Here is a 24,000-nt window from a genome sequence, read left to right on the forward strand (position 1 = left end):
AAATCGCAGCATTCAGAAAGCCCAGGTAGCATACCCGGATGCACGAATCGGAGCCGCCCGCCACCACTGGTCCTGGGCGCCGAGCCGCCGCGCGACCCGCCGGTGCCGCCGGCGTCGCCGCCGGTGCGATGGCCACGATCCGCCGGCACCCCAAGACCTGGATGGCGGCCGCCGCAGCCGTCGCGTTCCTCCTGCTCGGCACGGGCAGCGTCGCGCTGGGCGCCACCGTCGGCGCCCCCGCGGCCGCGGCCGGTGCGCCGGAGACGGCGACCGCGAAGCCGACGCCGACCCGCTCGGCCACGCCGACCCCCACCCCCACGGTGGATCCCGCGCGCCCGGTCCCCGCGAATCAGGCGGCGGCGACGCGCATCCGCACCTGCTCGGTCGCCGGGCTGGCCGGGGACGGGCGGCTCGGGACGCTCGAGGCGCAGGTGGTCAATGCCAAGACCGGTCAGACCCTGTTCGACCGCAACGGCGTGAAGCCTGCGCCCACCGCCTCCGTCCTCAAGACGCTGACATCGGCGGCGGCGCTCGCCACGCTCGGTCCCGACTACCGCGTCTCGACCACCGTCGTCGCGGGCAGCACGCCCGGCCAGGTCGTCATCGTGGGCGGAGGGGATGTCACCCTCTCGCGCCTTCCGGACGGACAGGCGTCCTTCTACACCGGCGCCCCGAAGATCCAGGACCTCGCGAACCAGGTGAAGCAGGCCATGGGCGGCCAGCCGATCACCTCGATCGTCGTGGACGCCTCCCTCTTCGGCGCGCCGTTCTGGCAGCCCAGCTGGGACGAGCGCGAGGAGCGCGTCGTCGAGGGCTCGACCCCGTACATGACCTCGCTCATGGTCGATGGCGACCGCGACGACCCGACCGCGGTGGAGTCGCCGCGCAGCACCGACCCGGTCGCCCGCGCGGTGCAGTACTTCCAGCAGTACCTCGGCACCAGCGTCGGCGTCAGCCAGGGCGTCGCGCCGGCGGGAGCCCGCCAGCTCGGCGTCGTGCAGTCGCAGCCCGTGACCACCCTGATCGACCAGGCCATGCGCGTCTCCGACAACACGATCATGGAAGAGCTCGCGCGTCTGGTCGCCATCAAGAACGGCGCGGGCAACACCTTCGACGCCCTCAACGCCGGTGTGCTCGCCGGGCTGAAGGGCTACGGGATCGACACGTCGGGCATCCACATCGCCGACGGTTCCGGACTCAGCGACGACAACGCGGTGCCGCCGTCCTACCTCACCCAGCTCTTCATCAAGGTGCTGAACCGCCAGAACGGACTCGGCGTGGTCTACGACGGGCTGCCGGTCGCCGGCAAGTCGGGCACGCTCGGCCCGGGCTACAACCGATTCACCGGCTCGAACTCCGTCGCCCGCGGCGCGGTGTTCGCCAAGACCGGATGGATCGACCACGGCTATACGCTCTCCGGCATCGTGAACTCCGCCGACGGAACACCGCTGACGTTCGCCGTGTTCGCTCTGGGGAACGTCGGCGACAATGCCAAGCAGGCGATCGACAGCCTCGTCGCCGGCTTCTACCAATGCGGAGACAACCTCTCCAACGGCTGAGCCGTCAGCCGGCGACCGACCTCAGGAGGACGGATGGGCAAGGCGCTCTTCATCGTCGATGTGCAGAACGACTTCACCGAGGGCGGCGCCCTCGGGGTCGACGGCGGAGCGGCGGTCGCGCAAGGCGTGACCGACCACCTGCGCGCGCACGCCGACGAGTACGACATCATCGTCGCCAGTCGCGACTGGCACGACGGCGACAACGACAACGGCGGCCACTTCGCGGACGGTGAGCCGGACTTCGAGACCAGCTGGCCGGTCCACTGCGTCGCCGGGACACCGGGCGCGGACTACCACCCTGCGTTCGTGACCGACCGGGTGACCCACCACGTGCACAAGGGCCAGGGCGTTCCCGCCTACTCGCTGTTCGAGGGGCGGACCGAGTCGGGTGCGACCGTCTACGAGCTGCTGGAGGAGCACCGCATCGACTCGGTGGATGTGGCCGGGATCGCGACCGACTACTGCGTGCGGGCGTCGGCGCTGGATGCGCTGGAGCACGGGCAGGCGGTGCGCGTCCTGACGTCGCTCGTCGCGGGCGTCGCACCGGCGACGTCTGAGGCCGCGCTCGCGGAGCTGGCGCGCGCCGGAGCCGAACTCGTCGACTGAGGCAGCCCGGCGTGGACGCCCTGGTCGCTTCGGGCTATCCTGATTGCTAGCTCATCTAGTAATCAGGAGGCTAAGTGTCGACCGAGACGGCGGAGACCGCCCAGAAGCGCCCCATCCGTGAGCCGGCCCGCTGGCTGCGGATCGTCGTCCCCACCGTCCTCATCCTGGTCTGGCTGGCGCTCGCCGGAATCGGCGGTCCCACGTTCGGCAAGCTCTCGGGCGTCTCGAGCAACGACCAGGCGGCGTTCCTGCCGGCCAGCGCCGAGTCGACCGAGGTGCAGGACTGGCAGAAGCGCTTCACCGACTCGGGCGCCATCCCGGCGATCGTCGTCGTGGAAGCCGACCAGAGCATCCCGAAGAGCGAACTCGGCACGACCTACGCCGATCTCGGGGCGAAGCTCGGCGACGTGAAGGGCGTGCAGGCTCCGGCGGACGGCGAGACGACGAGCGTGGCCGGCCCGATCCCGTCGGAGGACGGACGTGCCGTCGAGTACATCGTGCCGGTGTCCGACTCGGAGGAGGTCAAGGACGTCGTCGCCGACCTCCGGGCCGCCGTGGCGGACGCGGGGCCCGACGGTGCGCAGGCCTGGGTCACCGGGCCGGCCGGGCTCACCGCCGACCTGGTGAACGCCTTCGGCGGCATCGACGGCATCCTGCTCCTCGTCGCCGTCGCGGCGGTGTTCGTCATCCTCCTGCTGGTCTACCGCGCATTGCTGCTGCCGTTCCTCGTGCTGTTCACGTCGATATTCGCCCTATGCGCCGCCATCGTGTTCGTGTACCTGTTCGCGCTGTGGGGCTGGATCAAGCTCTCCGGGCAGAGCCAGGGCATCCTCTCCATCCTCGTGATCGGCGCCGCCACCGACTACTCGCTGCTGCTCGTCGCCCGCTACCGCGAAGCGCTGGAGCAGGAGCCGTCGCGCTGGGTCGCCATCCTGCGCGCCTGGCGCGCGTCGTTCGAGCCGATCCTCGCGAGCGGGGCGACCGTCATCCTCGCGCTGCTCTGCCTGCTCTTCTCCGACCTCAACTCGAACAAGAGCCTCGGCCCGATCGCCGCGATCGGCATCGTGTTCTCGCTGTTCTCCGCGCTGACGCTCCTGCCGGCGCTGCTGGCGGTGTTCGGGCGCGCGTCGTTCTGGCCGTTCCGTCCGGTCGTCGGCGGCCGGCCCCGCAAGCGCCCGGAGGGTGTCACGCTCACCGGGCTGGAGGGGGTGCACGGGCTCTGGCGCCGCGTCGGCGGCCTGATCGCGCGGCGCCCGCGGGTCACCTGGATCGTCTCCTTCGTGCTGCTCGCCGCGTGCGCCCTGGGCCTGACGCAGCTGAAGGCCAACGGCGTGCAGCAGACGGACGTCATCCTGTCGCAGTCCGACGCCGTCGACGGTCAGGCCGTCGTGGCGAAGCACTTCGACGCCGGCACGGGCTCGCCCGTGCTGATCGTGGCACCCGAGGCCGACGGGGACGCGGTGCTCGCCGCGACCGAGAAGACCGACGGGATCGCCTCCGCCGCGTTCTACACCGGCGGCGGCCGGCCCGGGACGGAGGCCGCACCGGTCGTCAAGGACGGGCATGTCCTCATCCAGGCGACCCTCGCGTCCGAGCCCGACTCGGCCGAGGCGGAGTCCGTGGTGAAGGAACTGCGGAGCAGCCTCTCCGACGACGGCTCGGTGCTCGTCGGCGGCGTCACCGCGATCGCGCTCGACACGAACGAGACGGCGCAGAGCGACCTGGCGAAGATCATCCCGATCGTGCTCGCGGTGATCCTGATCGTCCTCATGCTGCTGCTGCGGTCGATCCTCGCGCCGGTGCTGCTCATCGGCAGCGTCGTGCTGTCGTACGCGGCCGCGCTCGGCGTCTCGGCGCTCGTCTTCAACGACGTCTTCCGCTTCCCCGGCGCGGATGCCGCGGTGCCGCTGTTCGGCTTCGTCTTCCTGGTGGCGCTCGGCGTGGACTACAACATCTTCCTCATGACGCGCGTGCGGGAGGAATCCCTCCACATCGGGACGAGGCCCGGCATCCTGCGCGGCCTCGGCCTTACCGGCAGCGTGATCACGTCGGCCGGGATCGTGCTGGCGGCGACGTTCGCGGCGCTCGCGGTCATCCCGATCCTGTTCCTCGTGCAGATCGCGTTCATCGTGGCGTTCGGCGTGCTGCTCGACACGGTCATCGTCCGCTCCCTGCTGGTGCCCGCGGCGTCGTACGACATCGGACGCGCCATCTGGTGGCCGTCGAAGCTGTGGCGCGACCGGACGAACGTCGAGCGCGCAAAGGTCGACCAAGCGCCGCGCTTGCCCGTCGGGGAGGCGTCGGCGAGAGTGGGAGGATGACGCACCTCCACGTCGACCGGCACCCCGGTGCCGATCCGGTCCTGCTCGTGCACGGCTTCGCCTCCACCGGCGCGCTGACCTGGGAGGCGACGGGATGGGTGCAGGCGCTCGCCGAGGGCGGTCGCGGTGCGATCGTGCCCGACCTGCGCGGCCACGGCGGCAGCGACGCCCCGCACGACCCGGGTGCCTACTCGCCCGACCTGCTCGCGCAGGACCTTGTGGCCGTGCTGGACGAGCAGGACGTCGAGCGGGTGGATCTGATCGGCTACTCGATGGGCAGCTGGGTGTCGCTCGCGCTGGTCGGCATGGCGCCGCAGCGGGTGCGTCGTACCGTCGTCGGCGGCATCGGAACGGTCGAGCAGTTCGGTCGCTGGGGAGTGTCCGCGGTGCAGGCCGCCCTGCGCGACGACGCGTCGATGCTGGACGCCTCCAGCCCGCTTGCGCCCCTCCTCGCGTCCCTGCGCACGGCGCCCGGCGTCGACCGGGAGGCGCTGGCCGCCTGCGCGGCCGGGATGGCGCGGCACCCGCTGCCGCTGGCGAGCACCGTCCCGACGATGCTGGTGGTGGGGGACGCGGATCCGGTCGCCGACGGTGCCGACGAGGCGGCGCGGCTGCTCGGGGCGGAGCTCGTGACGCTGCCCAAGCGCAACCACGTGACGACGCTGAGCGCGCGCGGGTTCAAGCAGGCTGCCCTGCCGTTCCTGGGAGCTTCGATCAGACCGTCCTGAGCGCGTACCCTGCGTCGTACGATGTGCGAGGACCGAAGGAGGGCCGCATGGTCGACAGGCTCGACGCCGAGCTGATCGCGCTGCTGACGGCTGAGCCGCGGCTGGGCGTGTTCGAGGCGTCGCGTCGGCTGGGGGTCGCCCGGGGGACCGTGCAGGCCAGGCTCGACCGGTTGCAGCGCTCCGGGATCGTGCGGGACTTCGCGCCGACGGTCGACACCGGGCGGCTGGGGTTCCCGGTGACCGCGTTCGTGACGGCCGACCTCCAGGGCGACGGCGGCCCGAGCCGGGAGCTCGTCGAGCACCTGAGCGGCATCCCGGAAGTGCTGGAGGTGCACACCATCACCGGCCCCGGCGACCTGATGATCCGCGCGGTCGCGCGGTCGAACGGGGACCTGCAGCGCGTCATCGGGCGCATCGCGAGCGCTCCGGCGATCGTGCACACGTCGACCGTGATCGCCCTGACGACCGCCATCGACCATCGCTCGGCTCCGCTCGTGCAGGCGGCGGTGGCGAGCGACGACGCGACGAACGATACGAAACAGGAGGATGCGACGGATGGATGAGAAGGCTCTGCTGGAGCGCGTGCCCGACGGACTGTACATCGGAGGGGAGTGGACGTCCGGATCGGCCGGGACGTTCCCGGTCTTCGATCCCGCCACCGGCGACCGCATCAAGGAGATCGCCGACGCGTCGCCCGAGGACGGCATCCGGGCACTGGATGCGGCGGTCGCCGCCGCGGACGACTGGGCGGCGACGCCGGCCCGGCAGCGCGGCGAGATCCTGCGTCGCGCGTTCGACCTGCTGCAGGAGCGGCGGGACGAGTTCGCCTTGCTGATGACGCTCGAGATGGGCAAGCCGCTGGCCGAGGCGAGCGGAGAGGTGACCTACGGCGGTGAATTCCTGCGCTGGTTCTCGGAGGAGGCGGTCCGCATCCAGGGCCGCTACGGCGCGAACCCGGAGGGCACCGGGCGGATGATCGTCAGCCAGCATCCCGTCGGCCCCTGCTTCCTCATCACGCCGTGGAACTTCCCGCTCGCCATGGCGACGCGGAAGATCGCTCCGGCGCTCGCGGCGGGCTGCACCGTGGTCATCAAGCCGGCCGAGCTGACGCCGCTCACGACGCTCTACTTCGCGAAGCTGCTGGAGGACGCCGGGCTGCCCGGTGGTGTGCTCAACGTCGTCACCACGACCACGTCGGGCAAGGTCTCCGCCCCGATCATCGCCGACCCGAGGCTCCGGAAGCTGTCGTTCACCGGGTCCACCGAGGTCGGGCGCAAGCTGCTGCAGCAGGCGTCGGAGAACGTGCTCCGCACGTCCATGGAACTCGGCGGCAACGCCCCGTTCGTCGTGTTCGACGACGCCGACCTCGACAAGGCCGTGGACGGCGCGATGCTGGCGAAGTTCCGCAACATCGGCGAGGCGTGCACGGCGGCCAACCGGTTCATCGTGCATGAGGACGTGGCCGACGAGTTCGCGCGGCGCGTCACCGAGCGCGTGAACGGGCTCCGTGTCGGGCGCGGCACCGAGGAGGGCGTGACGATCGGTCCGCTCATCAACGAGGACGCGATCGACAAGGCCGCCTCGCTGCTGGAGGACGCGGTCACCCGCGGCGCGTCGGTCCTCACCGGCGGCTCCCGCGTGGACGGAACCGGCACCTTCTTCGAGCCGACCGTGGTGACGGATGTGCGGCCGGGCAGCGAGATCCTGCGCCAGGAGATCTTCGGGCCGGTGCTGTCGATCATCCGGTTCTCGGACGAGGACGAGGCCGTGCGGCTCGCCAACGACACCGAGTTCGGGCTGGTCTCGTACGTCTTCACGAAGGACCTCGCCCGCGGCCAGCGGATGATCGAGCGGCTGGAGACGGGGATGATGGGCCTCAACGTCGGGGTCGTGTCCAACGCGGCCGCGCCGTTCGGGGGCGTGAAGCAATCGGGGCTCGGCCGCGAGGGCGGGTTCGAGGGCATCCACGAATACCTCAACACCAAGTACACGCTGACGCCGAACCCCTTCGGAGCCTGACATGGCGCGCACGGAGGCGGTCATCGTCGACGCGATCCGCACCCCCTCGGGTCGCGGCAAGCCGGACGGCGAGCTGTCCGACATCCACCCCGCCGACCTGCTGGCGGGCGTGCTGATCGAGCTCGTCACTCGGACGGGCATCGACCCGGCGGTGGTCGACGATGTGATCGGCGGATGCGTCACCCAGTCGGGAGAGCAGGCCGGAAACATCACGCGAACGGCGGTGCTGAGCGCGGGCTTCCCCGAGAGCGTGCCGGCGGTCACCATCGACCGGCAGTGCGGGTCGAGCCAGCAGGCGGCGGCGTTCGCGGCGCAGGGGGTCCTCTCCGGCGCGTACGACGTGGTCATCGTGTGCGGCGTGGAGTCGATGAGCCGCGCGCCGATGGGATCGAACGTGCAGGGGGCGTCCCTCGGCGGCGAGCTGCTGAAGGCGCGCTACCCGCAGGGCCTGGTGAACCAGGGCGTCGCGGCGGAGCTGATCGCCGACCGCTGGGGCTTCAGCCGGGCGCAGCTCGACGACTACGCGGCCGAGTCGCACGGCCGCGCGGCCTGGGCGGCGGCCAACGGCGCCTTCGACGGCGAGCTGGTGGGAGTGCCGACGCCCGACTCGGGCAGCGTCGTCGCGGACGAGACCATCCGGCCGGGGACGACGGCCGAGAAGCTGGCGCAGCTGCAGCCGGTGTTCCGCACCGACCGGCTGGCCCAGCGGTTCCCGGACCTCGAGTGGAAGATCACGCCCGGCAACGCGTCGCCGCTCACCGACGGCGCATCGGCCACGCTGATCATGAGCGGGGACGCCGCGAAGCGGCTGGGCCTGCGGCCCCGCGCCCGCTTCCACTCGTTCGCGGTCGCCGGCAGCGACCCGCTGCTCATGCTCACCGGCATCCTGCCCGCGACCCGCAAGCTGCTCGACCGCAGTGGCGTCGGCCTCGACGAGATCGATGCGTACGAGGTCAACGAGGCGTTCGCCCCGGTGCCGCTGCTGTGGCGGCAGGAGTTCGGGGCGGATCCGTCCAAGCTCAACCCGCGCGGCGGCGCCATCGCGCTCGGGCACGCGCTCGGCTCGTCCGGGACGCGGCTGCTCGCCAGCCTCCTGAACGAGGTGGAGGCGCGCGGCGGCCGCTACGGGCTGCAGACCATGTGCGAAGGCGGAGGGACCGCCAACGCCACCCTCATCGAAGTGCTGCGCTGACCGGCGCTCGCCACATCCACTCACCGATTCGAAGGAGAACCATGCAGCTGGACGGATGCTCCGCCCTCGTCACCGGCGGGGCCAGCGGCCTCGGGAACGCCACCGCGCATGCGCTGACCGAGGCGGGCGCGCACGTCGTCATCCTCGACCTCCCGCGATCCGAGGGGGAGAAGGCGGCGGTCGCGCTCGGGCCGAAGGCGCGGTTCGTGCCCGCCGATGTGACGGATGAGGAGCAGGTGCAGGCGGCGGTGGACACCGCGTCCGGGCTGGCGCCGCTGCGGGTCGTGGTCAACTGCGCGGGAATCGCGACGGCGGAGAAGGTCTTGGGGCGCGAGGGGTTGATCCCGCTGGAGCACTTCGAGCGGGTGATCCGGGTGAACCTGATCGGCACGTTCAACGTCGTGCGGCTCGCGGCGGCGGCGATCGCGCAGACCGAGCCGGTCGGGGAGGAGCGCGGCGTGATCGTCAACACGGCGTCGGTCGCGGCGTTCGACGGGCAGATCGGGCAGCCGGCCTACTCGGCGTCCAAGGGCGGCGTCGCGGCGATGACGCTGCCGCTGGCGCGGGAGTTCGCCCGCAGCCTCATCCGGGTCATGACGATCGCACCGGGCATCTTCGAGACGCCGATGATGGCGGGGCTGCCGCAGGCGGCGCAGGACTCGCTGGCCGCGCAGGTGCCGCATCCCTCCCGCCTCGGGCGCCCCGCGGAGTACGCGCAGCTCGTGCGCGCGATCGTCGAGAACCCCATGCTCAACGGCGAGACGATCCGCCTCGACGGTGCCATTCGCATGCAGCCCAAGTAACTCGGCGGCTACGCGCCGGAGTGGGCCTCGAGGAAGGCGTAGACGTCCGAGTCGTCGACGCCGGGGAATGAGCCCTGGGGGAGCGGCGACAGGATGTGCGCGTGCAGGCGCGCGCTCGGCCACGCCTTGCCCGCCCAGCGCCCCGACAGGTCCGCCGGCGGACGCTTGCAGCACGACTCGTCGGGGCAGCGCGACTCGGCGCGTGCCGTCGTCTCGCGCCCGCGGAACCACTTCGCCTCGTCGAACGGCACCCCGACACTGATCGAGAAGCCGCCCTCCGCGGTGGTCCCGGTCTGTGTAGCGCACCAGTACGTCCCCGCCGGGGTGTCGGTGTACTGGTACAGCTCGGTGGTCCGGTTGGTGTGGGTGAACGCGCTGCGGGCTCCCCATTTGCGGCAGACCACTTGGCCTTCGATGGAGCCCGTCACATCCGTCGGCAGCGGCAGCCCGTCGTTCTCGTAGCCCTTGTACAGCGCGCCGTCGTCGCCGACCCGGAGGAAGTGCAGTGTCATGTCGAGGTGGCTGGTCGCGAGGTTCGTCAGCCGCAGCGCTGCCGCCTCGTGGGTCACCCCGAAGGCGTCGCGGAAGTCCTCCACCGCGATGTCCTTCTCCTTCTTCGCCTGCCGCAGGAACGCGACGGCAGCCTCCCGGGGCATCAGGCAGCACGCGGCGAAGTAGTTGATCTCCAGCCGCTGCCGCAGGAAGTCGGCGTACGACGCGGGCCGGGTGTGGCCGAGCAGCCGGTGCGCCATCGCCTGCAGCGCCATCGAGCGCAGGCCGTGGCCACCGGGGATGGAGGCCGGCGGCAGGTAGATGCGCCCGTTCTCGAGGTCCGTGATCGAGCGGGCCGACCGGGGAGGTCGTTGACGTAGATGAGCTCGAAGCCCAGCCGCTCGGCCATGACGCTCACCTCGCGATGCGTGAGCGCGCCGCGGACGTGACCGGACGCGCGCACCTGCTGCTCCGCCAGCTCCTCGATCTCGGGCATGTAGTTGTCCTGCGCGCGCATCCGCTCGCGCAGCTCGGTGTTGGCGCGACGGGCCTCCTCGGGCGTCGCGATGGCCTCGCTGGCGCGGCGGCTCAGCTCGCGGTGCAGGCCGACCAGGGCGCGCAACGTCTCGGTCGGTGTGCCCTTCGTCGGCTTGACCGCGGGCAGCCCGAGGGAGGCGTACAGCGAGCCGCGCTGGGCCCTCCCCAGCTCGATCTCGAGGGCGGCGCGCTCGTCCGGCGGCTCGGCGGAGAGCAGGTCGCCCGGCTGCACGCCGAGGGCGGCGGCGAGCGAGGCGAGCAGAGAGATGCGAGGCTCGCGCTTGCCGTTCTCGATCAGCGACAGCTGGCTCGCCGCCACCCCGGCTGCGGCGCCGAGGTCGTCGAGCGTCATGCCGCGCTGCGTCCGGAAGTGGCGGATGCGGTGCCCGAGAGTGGCGACATCGATGTCGCCCGTGTCCGCGGAGGTCATGGCTTCACGATAGCGAAAGAATCGCGATTCTTGCAGCAGAATTCTTGGGTTCAGGGCACGGAACATCCCGGATGCTGGATGCATCACCGCTTCTTTCGACGAAAAGGACGCCTCATGAGCATCGCCGAGCTGGACTTGACCGACGCCGCGCCGACCGGCGGGCTGGACGCCGTGCGCGCCTGGGTCGACGACATCGCCGCCCTCACGCAGCCCGACGAGGTCGTCTGGTGCGACGGCTCCCTCGCCGAGGCCGACCGGCTCACCAAGCAGCTCGTCGCCGAGGGCAAGCTGATCCGCCTCAACCCGGAGTGGCGGCCGAACAGCTTCCTCGCACGCACCGATCCGGGCGACGTTGCGCGCGTCGAGGACCGCACCTTCATCTGCTCCCGGGACGAGGCCGACGCCGGCCCGACCAACAACTGGCGCGAGCCCGAGGGGATGCGCGCCGAGCTCCGAGAGGTCTTCGCCGGCTCGATGCGCGGGCGGACGATGTACGTCGTCCCGTTCTCGATGGGACCGGTCGGCGGCCCTATCTCGCAGGTCGGCATCCAGCTCACCGACTCCGCCTACGTCGTCGTGAGCCTCGGGATGATGACCCGCGTGACCACGACCGTGCTCGACCTCATCGACGCCGGGCAGCCGTGGGTGCCGACCGTGCACAGCGTCGGCGCGCCGCTGATCGACGACGCCGGGGTCCGGCACGAGGACGTGGCGTGGCCCTGCAACGAGACCAAGTACATCGTCCAGTTCCCGGAGACGCGGGAGGTGTGGTCCTACGGGTCCGGCTACGGCGGCAACGCCATCCTCGCCAAGAAGTGCTTCGCGCTGCGGATCGCCTCGGCGATGGCGCGCGACGAGGGCTGGCTGGCCGAGCACATGCTCATCATCAAGGTGACCTCGCCGGAGGGGCGCGTCTTCCACTTCGCGGCCGCGTTCCCGTCGGCCTGCGGCAAGACCAATCTCGCGATGCTGGAGCCGAGCATCCCGGGCTGGAAGGTCGAGACGATCGGTGACGACATCGCGTGGCTGCGTCCGGGGCCGGACGGCCGGCTGCGCGCCATCAACCCGGAGGCGGGCTTCTTCGGGGTCGCTCCGGGAACGGGCGAGAGCACCAACCGCACCGCGGTTAGCACCCTGTGGGGCAACACGATCTTCACCAACGTGGCACTGCGCGACGACGGCGACGTCTGGTGGGAGGGGCTGACCGACGAGCCGCCCGCGCACCTGATCGACTGGGAGGGGAAGGACTGGACGCCCGACAGCGGTCGCCCGGCCGCGCATCCGAACTCCCGTTTCACCGTGAGCGCCGCGCAGTGCCCGTCCATCGCCGACGACTGGGACGCGTTCGACGGGGTGCCGATCGACGCGATCCTGTTCGGCGGGCGGCGGGCGACGAACGTCCCGCTGGTCGCGCAGGCGCGGGACTGGCGGCACGGCGTGTTCATCGGTGCGACGGTCTCGTCGGAGAAGACGGCCGCCGCGGAAGGCGTGGTCGGCGAACTGCGCCGCGATCCGTTCGCCATGCTGCCGTTCTGCGGCTACAACATGGCCGACCACTGGGCCCACTGGCTGGAGATGGGGGAGGCGCTGGGGGACAACGCGCCGAAGGTGTTCCAGGTGAACTGGTTCCGCAAGGGGGCGGATGGACGGTTCCTCTGGCCGGGGTTCAGTGAGAACGCGCGGGTGATCGAGTGGATCGCACGCCGCGTCGAGGGCAGCGCCGGAAGCGTCGGCACGCCGATCGGCCGCCTGCCGGTCGTGGAAGAGCTCGACCTCGACGGGCTGGACCTGCCGGCCGCCGACGTGGAGGCGCTGTTCGAGGTGGATGCGGAGAGCTGGCTCGCCGAGTGCGACCTCACCGAGGAGTTCTTCGCGCATTTCGGCTCACGCGTCCCGGCCGCCCTGCGCGCCGAGCTCGCGTCCCTCCGGTACCACCTCCGCGCCTAGCCGGCCCGCGAGCACAGGAAAGACGTCGCCGATCCGGGGGATGGGCGACGTTTTTCCTGTGCTCGGCGGCTGGGCCGGGTTAGACGAGGAGTTGGTGCTTCGCGAGGTCGCGGTAGAGCGGGGTCGTCTCGACGAGCTCGGAGTGGGTTCCGGTGCCGATGACGCGGCCGTGGTCGAGTACGACGATCTGGTCGGAGTCGACCACCGTGGACAGGCGGTGCGCGATCACGAGGAGCGTGCGGTCCTCCGCCACGGCGTCGATCGCCTCGCGCATCAGCTGCTCGTTGCGGCCGTCCAGGCTGGAGGTGGACTCGTCCAGCAGCAGCACGGGCGGCGCGGCGAGCAGCGCGCGGGCGATCGCGAGCCGCTGGCGCTCGCCGCCGGACAGCATGATGCCGTCCTCGCCCACGGGCGCTCCCAGTCCGAGCTCGCTCCGCTCCAGCACCTCGGTCAGGTTGACCGCGTGCAGCACATCGATGCACTGCTCGTCGGTCGCGTCCGGCGCCGCAAGGGTCAGGTTGTCGCGCAGCGAGCCGGCCAGCACCGGAGCGTCCTGCTCCACGTAGCCGATCTGCGACCGCAGCGCCTCGCGATCGAGGCTCCGCACATCCATCCCGCCGAAGCGGACCTCGCCGGCCTGCGGGTCGTAGAACCGCTCGACCAGCGCCAGGATGGTGGACTTGCCGGCCCCGGACGGCCCGACCAGCGCCGTTCGCTTGCCCCGCGGGACGCCGAAGCTCACGCCGTGGAGCACGCCGCCGTGACGCTGCGGCCCCTCGCCGCCGCCCACGCCGGCCGCAGCCTCCGCCTCGGCCACGACGTCGGCGCCGGTGAGCGCTTCGAATGCCAGGCGCTCCGGCGACGGCTCGGCCGCGGGCGTCTCCGCGGATGCGGACGGCGACCCCGACGCCGACTCCCCGGCGCCCTCCGGGTACGCGAACACGACGTCGGCGAATTCGATGGCGGGAGCCTCTGGCGCGAGCCCTTCGTTGGCGACGCCGACGGTCATCGCCAGCGGCGCGATATCGCGGTCGTGCTGGTCCTCGGTCGGCAGGTCCAGGATCTCCTGGATGCGGCCCAAGGCACCGAGCGCGGAGTTCACCGCTGCGATCGCACCGAACGCCTGGCCGAGCGGCAGGATCATCATGAAGAGGAACAGGATGAACGCCACCAGGTTGGCGATCGTGATCGCGCCGCTGGCGACCCGGAATCCGCCGACGCCGAGCACGACGAGGAACGACACCTGCATCGCGATCCCGGCGACCGGCACCACCAGCGCCGAGATCTTCGCGACCTGGATACCCATCTTCCACGCGCCGGTCGCGTCCTCGTCGACCGCCGCGATCTCGCGCTCCGTCGCGTTCGCCGCACGGATGGTCCGCACCGAGCTGATCGCTCGCTCCACGGCCGCGGCGAGGTCGCCGACCTTGGTCTGCGCCTTCTGGCTGGCGACGCGGATGCGACCGGAGAGCAGGACGACGGTCACCACCGAGATGGCGACGACGAGCACGGTCAGCCCGAGCAGCACGGGGTCGATGATGAGCATGGCGATGAGCGCGCCGATGAACGTCAGCGCGCCGCCGATCGCCTCCACGAGCCCCTGGGTCAGCACCGCGCGCAGCAGCGTCGTGTCCGACCCGACGCGCGACACCAGATCGCCGGTGCGGCGCGTGTCGAACTCGCTGATCGGCAGCCGCAGCAGGCGCCCGACGAGCTTCCGCCGCGACGACAGCACGACGCCTTCACCGGTGCGCTGCAGGAGGTAATGCTGGTAGCCCGAGATGATGGCGGAGACGACGACCAGGGCGACGAGCGCCCAGACCAGCCCGTTCAACGGCTCGCCCTTGCCGACCAGGTCGATCACCTGGCTGACGAGTATGGGCTGAGCGAGGCTCGCGGCCGCGCCCAGGATGCTGAGCACGACCACGAAGGCGAGCACGCGCTTGTGCTCGAACAGGTAGGGGAGCAGCTGCGAGAAGCGGGCGCGGGGGCCTGCGTCGTCGGCGGGCCGGCCGAAGCCCCGGCGGCGGCGCGGGGCGGCTGCGGACGTGGATGACATGACGGTGTTCCGTTTCGGGGGTGGAGGGTTCGTCGGGCGGCGGAACCGCTAACTCCGACCGTACTTCTTGTGGACTGCCTGTTTGCTGACACCGAGTGCGAGGGCGATCAGCTGCCAGGTCGCGTTCGCATTGCGGGCGCGCCGCACGGCCACCGCCTCCAGCTGATCGAGCTCGCGGTGCATGCGCGAGATGGCGCGCAGGGCGACGATGGGGTCGTCCGAGTCGGCGTCGCCGACCAGGGTGCGGAGGCTTCCGGTGTCCATGCCGTCAACCGTAGTTGACTCGACGCCCGAAGTCAACCATTGTTGACGGCGGTGGGCCTGCTGCGATGTCGGAGGCGCGGGCTACAGTGCTGAACTATGCCGACGCCCGTCATCGCCGCTCGCGACCTCGTCAAGAAGTACAAGGACTTCCCGGCCGTGGACGGCATCAGCTTCGAAGTCGAGCCTGGGGAGTCCTTCGGACTGCTCGGCCCGAACGGCGCCGGCAAGTCCACGACGATGCGGATGATCGGCGCGGTCTCGACGCGTACGGGCGGCGACCTCAGCATCCTGGGCCTCGACCCGGACCGCTACGGTCCCGAGATCCGCAGCCAGCTCGGCGTCGTCCCGCAGGCCGACAACCTCGACACCGAGCTGCGCGTGCGCGACAACCTCATCGTCTACGGCCGCTACTTCGGGCTGCCGTCCGCGCGCGTGCGCACGCGTGCGGACGAACTGCTCGCGTTCGCGCAGCTGGAGGACAAGGCGAAGGCGAAGGTCGACGACCTCTCGGGCGGCATGAAGCGCCGGCTCACCATCGCCCGGGCGCTGATCAACCACCCGCGCATCCTGCTGCTCGACGAGCCGACCACCGGCCTCGACCCGCAGGCGCGGCACATCCTGTGGGACCGCCTGTTCCGGCTCAAGGAGCAGGGCACGACGCTGGTGCTGACCACGCACTACATGGATGAGGCCGAACAGCTCTGCGACCGCCTGGTCGTGGTCGACAAGGGCACGATCATGGCGGAGGGGTCGCCCGCGGCCCTCATCCGGGAGTACTCCACGCGCGAGGTGCTGGAAGTGCGGTTCGGCTCCGAGCGCAACGCGGAAGTGGCCGAACGGCTCGACGGCATCGGCGAGCGGATCGAGGTGCTGCCCGACCGCATCCTCGTCTACAGCGAGGACGGCGAGGCGGAGCTGGTGCGGATCGCGGAGCGCGGGCTGCACCCGCTCACGAGCCTGGTACGGCGGTCGAGCCTCGAGGATGTGTTCCTGCGCCTGACCGGACGGAGCCTGATCGAATGAGCGCGATCGAGACCGGGCAGGACGCGGCGCGGACGGCGCTCGCCGCCGCCGTGCGCCCGCGGCGCTTCGGCGCCTGGTACGTGGCCGAGCACCGCTTCCGCGTGATGCGGTCGTACCTGCAGACGGTGCTGGTCACGGGATTCGGCAACCCGCTGCTCTACCTGCTGGCGATGGGCCTCGGCCTCGGCAGCCTGGTCAGCGCCAGCATGGGCCCGAACGCCGTCGACGGGGTCAGCTACCTCGCCTTCGTCGCCCCGGCGCTGCTCTGCACCGCCGCGGTCACGGTCGCGAGCGAGGAGTTCACCTACCCGATCCTGCTCGGGTTCAAGTGGAACCCGACGTTCTTCGGCATCAACGCCTCGCCGATCGCCCCCGGCCAGATCATCGACGGAGTGGTCATCGCCGTCGTCGCGCGACTGCTCGGCACCAGCGCCGTCTACTACCTGTTCATGGTCCTGTTCGGTGCCGTGCCCGACCCCGGGGGATGGGTCAGCATCCTGATCGGCACCCTCGGCGGTCTGGCCTTCGGCGCCCCGATCATGGCGTACGTCGCCACCCTCGAGCAGGACACGGGTCAGATCGCGATGCTGATGCGGTTCGTGCTGCTGCCGCTGTCGCTGTTCTCCGGCACGTTCTTCCCGCTGACCAGCATGCCGGCCTACCTCCAGTGGATCGGCTGGGTCTCGCCGCTCTGGCACTCCACCGAGCTGTCGCGCGTCTTCACCTACGGGATGAGCGAGCCGCTGTGGCTCTCGATCGTGCACGTCCTCTACCTGGTCGCGCTGTTCGTCGTGTTCTGGCGGTGGTCGCGCCGCATCGCCGCCCGGAGGCTGAACAAATGACCACGACCGACGAGCGCCTGACGACCGCCGACGCGCGGTCGCGTCCGCTGCGCGCGCTGTACGCGGGCAACGCCCGCTCGGTGATGCAGCGCGGCTGGTCGGCGACGCGCAGCACGAACTGGCTGGTCATCGTCTCCGGCTTTTTCGAGCCGATCTTCTACCTGCTGTCGCTCGGCATCGGGTTCGGGTCGCTGGTCGGTACCATCCAGACGTCGTCCGGACAGGAGGTGCCGTACGCCGCGTTCATCGCGCCCGCGCTGCTGGCGACCGCCGCGATGAACGGCGCCGTCTACGACTCGACGTGGAACGTCTTCTTCAAGATGCACTTCGCCAAGCTGTACGAGGGGATGCTCGCCACCTCCCTCGGGCCGCTCGACGTCGCGCTCGGCGAGATCCTGCTGGCACTGCTGCGCGGCGCCCTCTACGCGACCGGCTTCATGCTGGTGATGCAGGCCCTCGGCCTGAACCTCTCGTGGTGGGCGATCCTCGCTCTGCCGGCCGTGCTGCTGATCGCGTTCGGCTTCGCCAGCTTCGGGATGGGCGTCACGAGCTACATGAAGACGTTCCAGCAGATGGACTGGATCAACTTCATCCTGCTGCCGATGTTCCTGCTCTCGGCGACGTTCTACCCGATCACCGTCTATCCGGAGCCGCTGCAGGTGATCATCAAGGCGCTGCCGTTGTGGCAGGGGGTTGAGCTCGTCCGCGGGCTCACGACGGGCGACGTCGATCTCGGGATGCTCTGGCACGTCCTGTACTTCACCGTCATGATCGTGCTCGGCCTGGTCCTGACCACCCGCCGCCTGCGCGCCCTGTTCCTCGACTGAGCGCGCAGGCGACCGGAGCGGTCAGCTGACGTTATCGGTGAACTCCACGTCGCGGGTCTCCTTCGAGAGGAGCAGCGCGATGAGGGTCAGCACGCCGGCCAGCGACAGGTACACGCCGACCCAGACGGTGCTGCCGTGGGCGCTGGTCCACAGCCAGACCGCGATGGTCGGCGCGACGGCCGCGCCGAGCACGCTCGACAGGTTGTAGGAGATCGCCGAGCCCGTGTAGCGGACGTTCGTCGGGAAGAGCTCCGGGAGCTCGGCGCCCATCGGTCCGAAGGTGAGGCCCATCAGCGTGAAGCCGATGATGAGCAGAGCCATGGTGCCGACCGTGCCGCCCGCGAAGAGCGGGACGAACAGCAGACCGAAAACGATGATCCCGATGGTCACCCAGATCAGCGTCTTGCGGCGGCCGAAGCGCTCCGCGAGCGGGCCGGCGACCAGGGTGAAGATGCCGAAGAACACGACGCCGATGATCAGCATGATCAGGAAGTCGTTGCGGCTGAAGCCGAGCCCGGGCACGAAGGTGGCGGCCGAGAACGTCTTGCCCGCCTTCTCCGCGGCGGCCTGCGCCTGCTCCGCGGTCGCCGGGGTGGTGCCGTAGGTGAGCGTGAAGGCGGTCATCAGGTAGAAGAGCACGTAGGTGGCCAGCATGATGAAGGTGCCGAGGATGATCTGGCGCCAGCTGGTCCGGAACACGCGCGCGAGGGGCAGCTTGGCGACCTCGCCGGTGTCGACGACCTTCTGGAAGGCGGGCGTCTCGACGAGCTTGAGCCGCACGTAGAGGCCGACGATGACGAGCACCGCGCTCAGCAGGAACGGAACGCGCCAGCCCCAGGCGGCGAACTGCTCCGGTGCGATGGTCAGGCTCAGGATGAGGAACAGCACGTTCGCGACGATGAAGCCGATCGGCGCGCCGAGCTGGGGGAATGTGCCGTAGATGGCGCGCTTGCCCGCCGGGGCGTTCTCGGTCGCCAGCAGTGCGGCGCCGCTCCACTCGCCGCCGAGCCCGAGGCCCTGGCAGAAGCGCATCACGACGAGGAGGAACGGAGCCCAGAACTCCCAGCCGGGCACCTGGGCGGTCGGCAGGCAGCCGATGAGGACGGTCGCGATCCCCATGGTGAGCAGCGAGCCGACGAGGGTGCCCTTGCGGCCGATCCGGTCGCCGAAGTGACCGAACAGGATGGAGCCGACCGGGCGGGCGATGAAGGCCACGCCGAAGACGGCGAAGGAGGCGAGGAGCGCCGTGGTGGGGTCCTCGCTGGTGAAGAAGAGGGAGGGGAAGACCAGGACGGCCGCGGTCGCGTAGACGTAGAAGTCGTAGAACTCGATCGACGTGCCGATGAGGCTGGCGAGGATGACGCGGCCGCGGGTGTTCGCGGGCGCGGGGGTGGTGACGGTTTCCGTCGTGGACATGCGTGTAGAGAGCTTCCGGAGAGAGTGCGAGAGGGCCGCATGGCGGGCGCGGCGTCGGTCGGGCGGAAGCGCGCATGGGCGGAAGGACGGGCAGCGCTTGTGGCGCACCTTCTACCCTATGCGCCTCCTGTGGCCATGCCGAATCCGTGCGCCTCGCTACGCTGAGGAGCATGGAAACGCTGTTCGCTGTCCTGCACGTCGTCACCGCCGTCTTCATCGTCGGACCGATGGCCATCCTCCCGATGACGGCCATGCGCGCCGTCCGTGCGGGTGACGCCCGCCAGGTCGAGACCCTGGCGAAGTCGACCAACCTGCTGTCGCTGCTGTCGCTCCTGGTGGTGCTGTTCGGGTTCGGCGTTATGGGGCTGGCGGACAAGAAGTACGACCTCAGCGTGACGACGCCGTGGATCCTGTGGTCGATCATCCTGTACGTCGTCGCCTTGGGTCTGACGCTGTTCGTGGTCGTGCCGGCCATGCGGCGGGCGGGGAGGCGCTGCGTGACGGGACTGCGTCCCGCTACCCGCAGATCGCCGCGGGCTCGGGCGTCGCGAGCCTGCTGCTGGTCGCGGTGGTCGTGCTCATGGTCTGGAAGCCGTAACCGGGCCCAGATCCCTCTTGCGCTCGGCGCTCGCTCGTCTTACCGTTGTATTCAACAAATTGGTTGATAAATCGAAAGGTTGAAAATGCAGGACGACGGAGCGCTCGACCGGGCGTTCGCGGCACTGGCCGACCCGATCCGCCGGGCGATGATCGCCCGGCTGAGCCGGGGGCCCGCGACCGTGAACGAGCTCGCCGAGCCCTTCGCCATCTCCCTGCAAGCCGTCTCCAAGCACATCAGCGTGCTCGAGGCGGCCGGCCTCGTCTGGCGCAGCCGCGAGGCGCAGCGCCGCCCGGTCCACCTGGATGCCGCCGCTCTGGAGCGGCTGACGTCCTGGATCGACCGCTACCGGCTCGAGGCGGAGGCGCAGTTCCGCCGCCTCGACGCCATCCTGAAGCAGCAGAACGACTCCACCAAGGAGAAGGAATCATGAGCAACCCCGTCACCATCGAGGCCGTCGAGGGCACCTCCTATGCCGACCTCACCCGCGAGTTCGACGCGCCGGTCGACGCCGTCTTCCGCGCCTACGCTGACCCCGAGCTGTTCGCGCAGTGGATCGGCCCGCGCCGCCTGCGCAACGTCATCACCGAGTGGGACTTCCGCTCAGGCGGCACCTGGGCCTACGAGTCGCACGACACCGACGGCAGCGTCTACGCGTTCCGCGGCACGTTCCACACCGTGGAGCAGAACGAGCAGATCATCCAGACCTTCGAGTGGCTGGGAGCCCCCGGCGAGGTGAGCCTCGACCGGATGCGCTTCGAGGCTCTGCCCGGCGGCCGCACCCGGCTGTCCGGCCGCTCGGTGATGACCTCCCGCGAGGCGCTGGAGCAGATGATCGAGAGCGGCATGGAGTACGGCGTCCGCGAGGGCTTCGAAAAGCTCGACGAACTGCTCGCGGGGAAGTGACCCCATGACCCGCATCGTCGCCGACATCACGATGTCCCTCGACGGCTTCGTCACCGGGCCGAACGCCGGCCCCGGAAACGGGCTGGGAGACGGGGGAGAGGCGCTGCACCGCTGGGTGTTCGCCGGAGACCCCGCCGACGACCGCCTCCTGCAGGAGGGCACGGAACGCTCCGGCGCGGTCATCATGGGCCGCAACCTGTTCGACGTCATCGATGGCCCGGGCGGGTGGAGCGACGAGCTCGGCTACGGCGCGCGCGAGGTGGGCCGTCCGCCGTTCTTCGTCGTGACGTCGACACCTCCCGAGCGGAGGCGGCTGACGAACCTGGACTTCACGTTCGTGACGACCGGCCTGGCGGACGCGATCGAGCTCGCCCGGACCGCGGCCGAGGAGCGGTCGGCGGCGTCCGGGCGAGACCTCGACGTGGTCCTGATGGGCGGCGGCGCGCTCGTCGGTTCAGCCGTCGCCGCCGGGCTGGTCGACGTGCTCAGCCTGCACGTGTCGCCGCTCATCCTCGGGGCGGGGGACCCGCTGTTCCGGGATGCGGTGCGCCGCGAACTGGTGCAGCGCGATGTGATCGTCACGCCGTACGCGACGCACGTGACCTACGAGGTGGGCTGATGGACACCACCGCGCAGCCCGTACCGCCCGGCGCGATGATGCTCGAGCTGGTGATGCTGCCGGTGAGCGACATCGACCGCTCGACCGCGTTCTACCGCGACCGAGCGGGCTTCACCCTCGACGTGGATGTGCGGCCGGCGCCCGGGGTCCGCGTCGTCCAGCTCACTCCGCCCGGATCCCACTGCTCGATCAACCTGACGGAGGGCATGGGTGGCACCGGGATGGAGCCCGGCTCGTTGCGCGGGCTTCACCTCGTCGTCGCCGATATCGAGGCGACGCGGGCGGGGTTGATCGAGCGCGGCGTCGAGATGGGGCCGGTCGAGAACATGGGCGGCGTCCTCTACGCCTGGTTCGCCGACCCGGACGGCAACACCTGGACGCTCCAGCACATGCCCTGGCGGAGCTGAGGCGTCAGCCGCGCAGCCCCCGCAGCGCGACCGCCGTCGCGAGCGCGGCGTGCGCCGCCTCCGCGCCCTTGTCCTCCTTCGAGCCGGGCAGGCCGGACCGGTCGATGCCCTGCTTCTCGTCGTCCAGGGTCAGGACCCCGAAGCCGACCGGCTTGCCCGTGTCGAGCGCGACGCGGGTGAGGCCGTCGGTCGCGGCGGCCGACACGTACTCGAAGTGGGGCGTGCCGCCGCGGATGATGACGCCGAGCGCCACCACCGCGTCCGCGCCCGCCTCGAGCGCCGCCTTGCTGACGACGGGCAGCTCGAAGCTGCCGGGGACGCGGACCAGCGAGTGCGTCGCCCCCGCCGCATCCAGGGTCCGCTGCGCGCCGGCGATCAGCGCCTCGCTGATCGTCTCGTGCCAGCTGCCCGCGACGACGACGACGTTCAGTCCTGTGCCGTCGATCTGCTCCTGCGCGTTCGGGGCTCCCGCTCCGCTCATCGTGTGGTCCTCTCCGCCGCGATGCCCGCGGCCGTCTCGTCGAGCCCGGCGACCGGGTCGATGTCTCCGATCGCGTGACCCATCCGGTCGCGCTTGGTCTCCAGGTAGCCCTCGTTGAAGGCGCCGACGCCGACGACGAGGGGCACGCGCTCCTCGACCTCGATGCCGTGCTCCTCGAGCTGCCGCACCTTCTCGGGGTTGTTGGTCAGCAGCCGCACCGAGCTCGATGCCCAGGTCCTGCAGGATGGCCGTGGCCGCCCCGTAGTCGCGGGCGTCGATCGGCAGGCCGAGGGCGAGGTTCGCGTCGAGCGTGTCCAGGCCCTCCTCCTGCAGCTTGTAGGCGCGCAGCTTGTTGATGAGGCCGATGCCGCGTCCCTCGTGTCCGCGCAGGTAGACGACGACGCCGCCTTCGCGCTGGATGGTGTCCATCGCGGCGTCGAGCTGCGGTCCGCACTCGCACTTGAGCGAGCCGAACGCCTCGCCGGTCAGGCACTCCGAGTGGACGCGGACCAGCGTGCCCTCGCGGCGCGGGGTGCCTGCGACGATGGCGACGTGGTCGGCGCCGGTCATGCGGTCGCGGTAGGCGCGCATCTTGAACGGGCCGTGCGTGGTCGGGACGGTCGTCTCGACCTCGAAGATCACGCGCGAGGTCTCCGGGATGGGCGTCACCGTCTCCAGCGGCTGGTCGCAGTGGAACTCCTGCAGGTAGTCGATCAGCGACTCGATGGTGACGACGAGGATCCCCTCGCGCTTGCCCAGCTCGATCAGCCCGGGGAGGCGCATCATCTCGCCGTCGTCAGCGACGATCTCGGCGATGGCGCCGACGGGGTCATCCCGGCGAGCTTCAGCAGGTCGACCGCGGCCTCGGTGTGGCCGTCGCGCTCGCGCACGCCGCCCTCCACCGCGCGCAGCGGCAGGATGTGGCCGGGCCGGTGCAGGCTCGACGGCGTGGAGTCGAGGTCGGCGAGCACGCGCAGGGTGTGCGCGCGGTCCGCGGCGCTGATGCCGGTCGACAGGCGGTCGGCCGCGTCCACGCTCACGGTGTAGTTGGTGCCGCGGGCGTCCTCGTTGTGGGCGACCATGACCGGCAGCTCCAGGCGGTCGGCGATCTCGTCGGTCATCGGCGCGCAGATGAAGCCGGAGGAGTTCTTCACCGTCCAGGCGATCCACTCCTGGCTGGCGAGCTCGGCGGCGAGGACGACGTCGCCCTCGTTCTCGCGGCTCTCGTTGTCGACGACGATCACCGGGCGGCCGGCGCGCAGCTCGGCGAGGGCTTCCGGGATGGTGGCGAGACTCATGACGCACTCCGTTCGGTCAGTGCCGGTTCGAGCGCGAGCATGCGCTCCACGTGACGGGCGAGGATGTCCGTCTCGATGTTGACGCGGTCGCCGGGGACGCGGTCCCCGAGCGTGGTGGCGGCAAGGGTCTCGGGGATGAGCGAGACCTCGAACCAGCCGTCCTCGCGTCCGCCGCCGACGGCGCTCACCGTGAGCGAGACGCCGTCGATGGCGATGGAGCCCTTGCGCGCGACCAGCGGCGCGTGCTCGGGGTCGAGGCTGAGTCGCACGACGCGCCACGCGCTCCCGTCGGTGACGGAGAGGATGGTCGCGGTGCCGTCGATGTGACCCTGGACGATGTGGCCGCCGAGGCGGTCGCCCACCTGGGCCGCGCGCTCGAGGTTGACCCGGCGGCCGGGCTGGACGTCGTCGAGCGTGCTCATGGCGAGGGTTTCGGCCATCACATCCGCGGTGAAGCCCTCTGCGTCCTTGTCGATGACGGTCAGGCAGACACCGCTGACCGAGATGGAGTCGCCGTGCCGGGCGTCGCTGACCGCGAGCGGTCCGCGGACGGTGAGGCGCGCGGCGTCGGCGGTGCGCTCGACGGCGGTGACCTCGCCCAGCTCTTCGATGATTCCGGTGAACAT

The 24,000-nt window shown here is 70.7% G+C and carries 22 protein-coding genes and 2 pseudogenes; 17 read left to right on the forward strand and 7 right to left on the reverse strand.

Translation table 11 applies throughout. The features are described 5' to 3' along the window. Positions 1-38: 38 nt before the first annotated feature. The 8 genes from ACRAWB_RS00660 (at position 39) to ACRAWB_RS00695 (ending at position 9,228) form a co-directional block, all read left to right on the forward strand. The gene (locus ACRAWB_RS00660; RefSeq protein WP_431351601.1) at positions 39-1,559 is read left to right on the forward strand and encodes a D-alanyl-D-alanine carboxypeptidase/D-alanyl-D-alanine-endopeptidase; all 1,521 of its coding nucleotides are present in this window, start codon (positions 39-41) and stop codon (positions 1,557-1,559) included. A gap of 33 nt (positions 1,560-1,592) precedes the next feature. Beyond that, positions 1,593-2,165: an isochorismatase family protein gene (locus ACRAWB_RS00665; protein ID WP_431351602.1), complete on the forward strand. Its 573-nt coding sequence runs from the start codon at positions 1,593-1,595 to the stop codon at positions 2,163-2,165. Between the two features lie 74 nt (positions 2,166-2,239). Then, on the forward strand, positions 2,240-4,486 hold the full coding sequence (locus ACRAWB_RS00670) for an MMPL family transporter (protein ID WP_431351603.1): 2,247 nt from the start codon (positions 2,240-2,242) through the stop codon (positions 4,484-4,486). Next, the gene (locus ACRAWB_RS00675; RefSeq protein WP_431351604.1) at positions 4,483-5,214 is read left to right on the forward strand and encodes an alpha/beta fold hydrolase; all 732 of its coding nucleotides are present in this window, start codon (positions 4,483-4,485) and stop codon (positions 5,212-5,214) included. Before ACRAWB_RS00670 ends, ACRAWB_RS00675 begins: the two co-directional genes overlap by 4 nt. A 47-nt stretch (positions 5,215-5,261) precedes the next feature. Next, entirely contained in the window at positions 5,262-5,777 is a 516-nt protein-coding gene (locus ACRAWB_RS00680; protein ID WP_431351605.1) for an Lrp/AsnC family transcriptional regulator, read from the forward strand. Next, on the forward strand, positions 5,770-7,233 hold the full coding sequence (locus ACRAWB_RS00685) for an NAD-dependent succinate-semialdehyde dehydrogenase (RefSeq protein WP_431351606.1): 1,464 nt from the start codon (positions 5,770-5,772) through the stop codon (positions 7,231-7,233). The genes ACRAWB_RS00680 and ACRAWB_RS00685 overlap by 8 nt, the downstream gene beginning before the upstream one ends. Position 7,234: 1 nt before the next feature. Next, positions 7,235-8,425: a thiolase family protein gene (locus ACRAWB_RS00690; protein ID WP_431351607.1), complete on the forward strand. Its 1,191-nt coding sequence runs from the start codon at positions 7,235-7,237 to the stop codon at positions 8,423-8,425. A gap of 41 nt (positions 8,426-8,466) precedes the next feature. Continuing rightward, entirely contained in the window at positions 8,467-9,228 is a 762-nt protein-coding gene (locus ACRAWB_RS00695; protein ID WP_431351608.1) for a 3-hydroxyacyl-CoA dehydrogenase, read from the forward strand. Between the two features lie 8 nt (positions 9,229-9,236). Here the strand turns inward: ACRAWB_RS00695 and ACRAWB_RS00700 are convergent. After that, positions 9,237-10,687: pseudogene (locus ACRAWB_RS00700) on the reverse strand (helix-turn-helix domain-containing protein). A 114-nt stretch (positions 10,688-10,801) separates the two neighbouring features. Between ACRAWB_RS00700 and ACRAWB_RS00705 the strand changes: the two are divergent. Next, complete coding sequence (locus tag ACRAWB_RS00705) at positions 10,802-12,634, forward strand: phosphoenolpyruvate carboxykinase (GTP) (RefSeq protein ID WP_431351609.1); 1,833 nt, start codon at positions 10,802-10,804, stop codon at positions 12,632-12,634. A 79-nt stretch (positions 12,635-12,713) separates the two neighbouring features. On the opposite strand, the gene ACRAWB_RS00710 is transcribed toward ACRAWB_RS00705, so the two are convergent. Together ACRAWB_RS00710 and ACRAWB_RS00715 are read right to left on the reverse strand one after the other, a co-directional pair. Continuing rightward, positions 12,714-14,693, reverse strand: coding sequence for an ABC transporter ATP-binding protein (locus ACRAWB_RS00710; RefSeq protein ID WP_431351610.1), 1,980 nt, complete (start codon positions 14,691-14,693; stop codon positions 12,714-12,716). Between the two features lie 48 nt (positions 14,694-14,741). Beyond that, a complete protein-coding gene (locus ACRAWB_RS00715) occupies positions 14,742-14,957 on the reverse strand; it encodes a hypothetical protein (protein WP_431351611.1) in 216 nt (71 codons plus the stop codon). A 96-nt stretch (positions 14,958-15,053) separates the two neighbouring features. Here ACRAWB_RS00715 and ACRAWB_RS00720 point away from each other — a divergent pair, with 96 nt between their 5' ends. The 3 genes from ACRAWB_RS00720 to ACRAWB_RS00730 are packed head-to-tail and all read left to right on the forward strand — an operon-like array spanning position 15,054 to position 17,649. Beyond that, the gene (locus ACRAWB_RS00720; RefSeq protein WP_431351612.1) at positions 15,054-15,980 is read left to right on the forward strand and encodes an ABC transporter ATP-binding protein; all 927 of its coding nucleotides are present in this window, start codon (positions 15,054-15,056) and stop codon (positions 15,978-15,980) included. Then, entirely contained in the window at positions 15,977-16,822 is an 846-nt protein-coding gene (locus tag ACRAWB_RS00725; protein WP_431351613.1) for an ABC transporter permease, read from the forward strand. Before ACRAWB_RS00720 ends, ACRAWB_RS00725 begins: the two co-directional genes overlap by 4 nt. Further along, the gene (locus tag ACRAWB_RS00730) at positions 16,819-17,649 is read left to right on the forward strand and encodes an ABC transporter permease (RefSeq protein ID WP_431351614.1); all 831 of its coding nucleotides are present in this window, start codon (positions 16,819-16,821) and stop codon (positions 17,647-17,649) included. The genes ACRAWB_RS00725 and ACRAWB_RS00730 overlap by 4 nt, the downstream gene beginning before the upstream one ends. Before the next feature lie 21 nt (positions 17,650-17,670). On the opposite strand, the gene ACRAWB_RS00735 is transcribed toward ACRAWB_RS00730, so the two are convergent. After that, positions 17,671-19,065 carry an MFS transporter gene (locus tag ACRAWB_RS00735; RefSeq protein ID WP_431351615.1) on the reverse strand — a complete coding sequence of 465 codons (1,395 nt, stop codon included), beginning with the start codon at positions 19,063-19,065 and terminating at the stop codon, positions 17,671-17,673. 170 nt (positions 19,066-19,235) lie between these two features. Here ACRAWB_RS00735 and ACRAWB_RS00740 point away from each other — a divergent pair, with 170 nt between their 5' ends. Genes ACRAWB_RS00740 through ACRAWB_RS00760 form a run of 5 tightly spaced genes read left to right on the forward strand, consistent with a single transcriptional unit; the run spans position 19,236 to position 21,595 of the window. Next, positions 19,236-19,730 (forward strand): DUF2269 family protein, encoded by a 495-nt coding sequence (locus ACRAWB_RS00740; protein ID WP_431351616.1) that lies wholly within the window; start codon positions 19,236-19,238, stop codon positions 19,728-19,730. 18 nt (positions 19,731-19,748) lie between these two features. Beyond that, complete coding sequence (locus tag ACRAWB_RS00745) at positions 19,749-20,096, forward strand: ArsR/SmtB family transcription factor (protein ID WP_431351617.1); 348 nt, start codon at positions 19,749-19,751, stop codon at positions 20,094-20,096. After that, entirely contained in the window at positions 20,093-20,569 is a 477-nt protein-coding gene (locus ACRAWB_RS00750; RefSeq protein ID WP_431351618.1) for an SRPBCC family protein, read from the forward strand. The genes ACRAWB_RS00745 and ACRAWB_RS00750 overlap by 4 nt, the downstream gene beginning before the upstream one ends. 4 nt (positions 20,570-20,573) lie before the next feature. Further along, a complete protein-coding gene (locus ACRAWB_RS00755; RefSeq protein ID WP_431351619.1) occupies positions 20,574-21,188 on the forward strand; it encodes a dihydrofolate reductase family protein in 615 nt (204 codons plus the stop codon). After that, complete coding sequence (locus ACRAWB_RS00760; RefSeq protein WP_431351620.1) at positions 21,188-21,595, forward strand: VOC family protein; 408 nt, start codon at positions 21,188-21,190, stop codon at positions 21,593-21,595. Before ACRAWB_RS00755 ends, ACRAWB_RS00760 begins: the two co-directional genes overlap by 1 nt. A gap of 4 nt (positions 21,596-21,599) precedes the next feature. Here the strand turns inward: ACRAWB_RS00760 and ribH are convergent, their stop codons facing one another. From ribH to ACRAWB_RS00775, 3 genes and pseudogenes are all read right to left on the reverse strand, one after another. Further along, the gene (gene ribH, locus ACRAWB_RS00765; protein ID WP_363807564.1) at positions 21,600-22,076 is read right to left on the reverse strand and encodes a 6,7-dimethyl-8-ribityllumazine synthase; all 477 of its coding nucleotides are present in this window, start codon (positions 22,074-22,076) and stop codon (positions 21,600-21,602) included. Further along, positions 22,073-23,374, reverse strand: a pseudogene (gene ribA / locus ACRAWB_RS00770) (GTP cyclohydrolase II). The gene ribH and the pseudogene ribA overlap by 4 nt, the downstream one beginning before the upstream one ends. After that, positions 23,371-24,000 (reverse strand): riboflavin synthase, encoded by a 630-nt coding sequence (locus ACRAWB_RS00775; RefSeq protein WP_431351621.1) that lies wholly within the window; start codon positions 23,998-24,000, stop codon positions 23,371-23,373. Before ACRAWB_RS00775 ends, ribA begins: the two are co-directional and overlap by 4 nt.

Source organism: Leifsonia poae (genome assembly GCF_050632865.1).
Classification (GTDB): domain Bacteria; phylum Actinomycetota; class Actinomycetes; order Actinomycetales; family Microbacteriaceae; genus Leifsonia; species Leifsonia poae_B.

Excerpts from the sequence above, each read along its gene's own strand:
- ACRAWB_RS00660 (WP_431351601.1), top strand. The coding sequence starts at position 39 with ATGCACGAATCGGAGCCGCCCGCCACCACTGGTCCTGGGCGCCGAGCC.
- ACRAWB_RS00665 (WP_431351602.1), top strand. The coding sequence starts at position 1,593 with ATGGGCAAGGCGCTCTTCATCGTCGATGTGCAGAACGACTTCACCGAG.
- ACRAWB_RS00675 (WP_431351604.1), top strand. The coding sequence starts at position 4,483 with ATGACGCACCTCCACGTCGACCGGCACCCCGGTGCCGATCCGGTCCTG.
- ACRAWB_RS00680 (WP_431351605.1), top strand. The coding sequence starts at position 5,262 with ATGGTCGACAGGCTCGACGCCGAGCTGATCGCGCTGCTGACGGCTGAG.
- ACRAWB_RS00685 (WP_431351606.1), top strand. The coding sequence starts at position 5,770 with ATGGATGAGAAGGCTCTGCTGGAGCGCGTGCCCGACGGACTGTACATC.
- ACRAWB_RS00690 (WP_431351607.1), top strand. The coding sequence starts at position 7,235 with ATGGCGCGCACGGAGGCGGTCATCGTCGACGCGATCCGCACCCCCTCG.
- ACRAWB_RS00695 (WP_431351608.1), top strand. The coding sequence starts at position 8,467 with ATGCAGCTGGACGGATGCTCCGCCCTCGTCACCGGCGGGGCCAGCGGC.
- ACRAWB_RS00705 (WP_431351609.1), top strand. The coding sequence starts at position 10,802 with ATGAGCATCGCCGAGCTGGACTTGACCGACGCCGCGCCGACCGGCGGG.
- ACRAWB_RS00710 (WP_431351610.1), bottom strand. The coding sequence starts at position 14,693 with ATGTCATCCACGTCCGCAGCCGCCCCGCGCCGCCGCCGGGGCTTCGGC.
- ACRAWB_RS00715 (WP_431351611.1), bottom strand. The coding sequence starts at position 14,957 with ATGGACACCGGAAGCCTCCGCACCCTGGTCGGCGACGCCGACTCGGAC.
- ACRAWB_RS00720 (WP_431351612.1), top strand. The coding sequence starts at position 15,054 with ATGCCGACGCCCGTCATCGCCGCTCGCGACCTCGTCAAGAAGTACAAG.
- ACRAWB_RS00725 (WP_431351613.1), top strand. The coding sequence starts at position 15,977 with ATGAGCGCGATCGAGACCGGGCAGGACGCGGCGCGGACGGCGCTCGCC.
- ACRAWB_RS00730 (WP_431351614.1), top strand. The coding sequence starts at position 16,819 with ATGACCACGACCGACGAGCGCCTGACGACCGCCGACGCGCGGTCGCGT.
- ACRAWB_RS00735 (WP_431351615.1), bottom strand. The coding sequence starts at position 19,065 with ATGTCCACGACGGAAACCGTCACCACCCCCGCGCCCGCGAACACCCGC.
- ACRAWB_RS00740 (WP_431351616.1), top strand. The coding sequence starts at position 19,236 with ATGGAAACGCTGTTCGCTGTCCTGCACGTCGTCACCGCCGTCTTCATC.
- ACRAWB_RS00745 (WP_431351617.1), top strand. The coding sequence starts at position 19,749 with ATGCAGGACGACGGAGCGCTCGACCGGGCGTTCGCGGCACTGGCCGAC.
- ACRAWB_RS00750 (WP_431351618.1), top strand. The coding sequence starts at position 20,093 with ATGAGCAACCCCGTCACCATCGAGGCCGTCGAGGGCACCTCCTATGCC.
- ACRAWB_RS00755 (WP_431351619.1), top strand. The coding sequence starts at position 20,574 with ATGACCCGCATCGTCGCCGACATCACGATGTCCCTCGACGGCTTCGTC.
- ACRAWB_RS00760 (WP_431351620.1), top strand. The coding sequence starts at position 21,188 with ATGGACACCACCGCGCAGCCCGTACCGCCCGGCGCGATGATGCTCGAG.
- ribH (WP_363807564.1), bottom strand. The coding sequence starts at position 22,076 with ATGAGCGGAGCGGGAGCCCCGAACGCGCAGGAGCAGATCGACGGCACA.
- ACRAWB_RS00775 (WP_431351621.1), bottom strand. The coding sequence starts at position 24,000 with ATGTTCACCGGAATCATCGAAGAGCTGGGCGAGGTCACCGCCGTCGAG.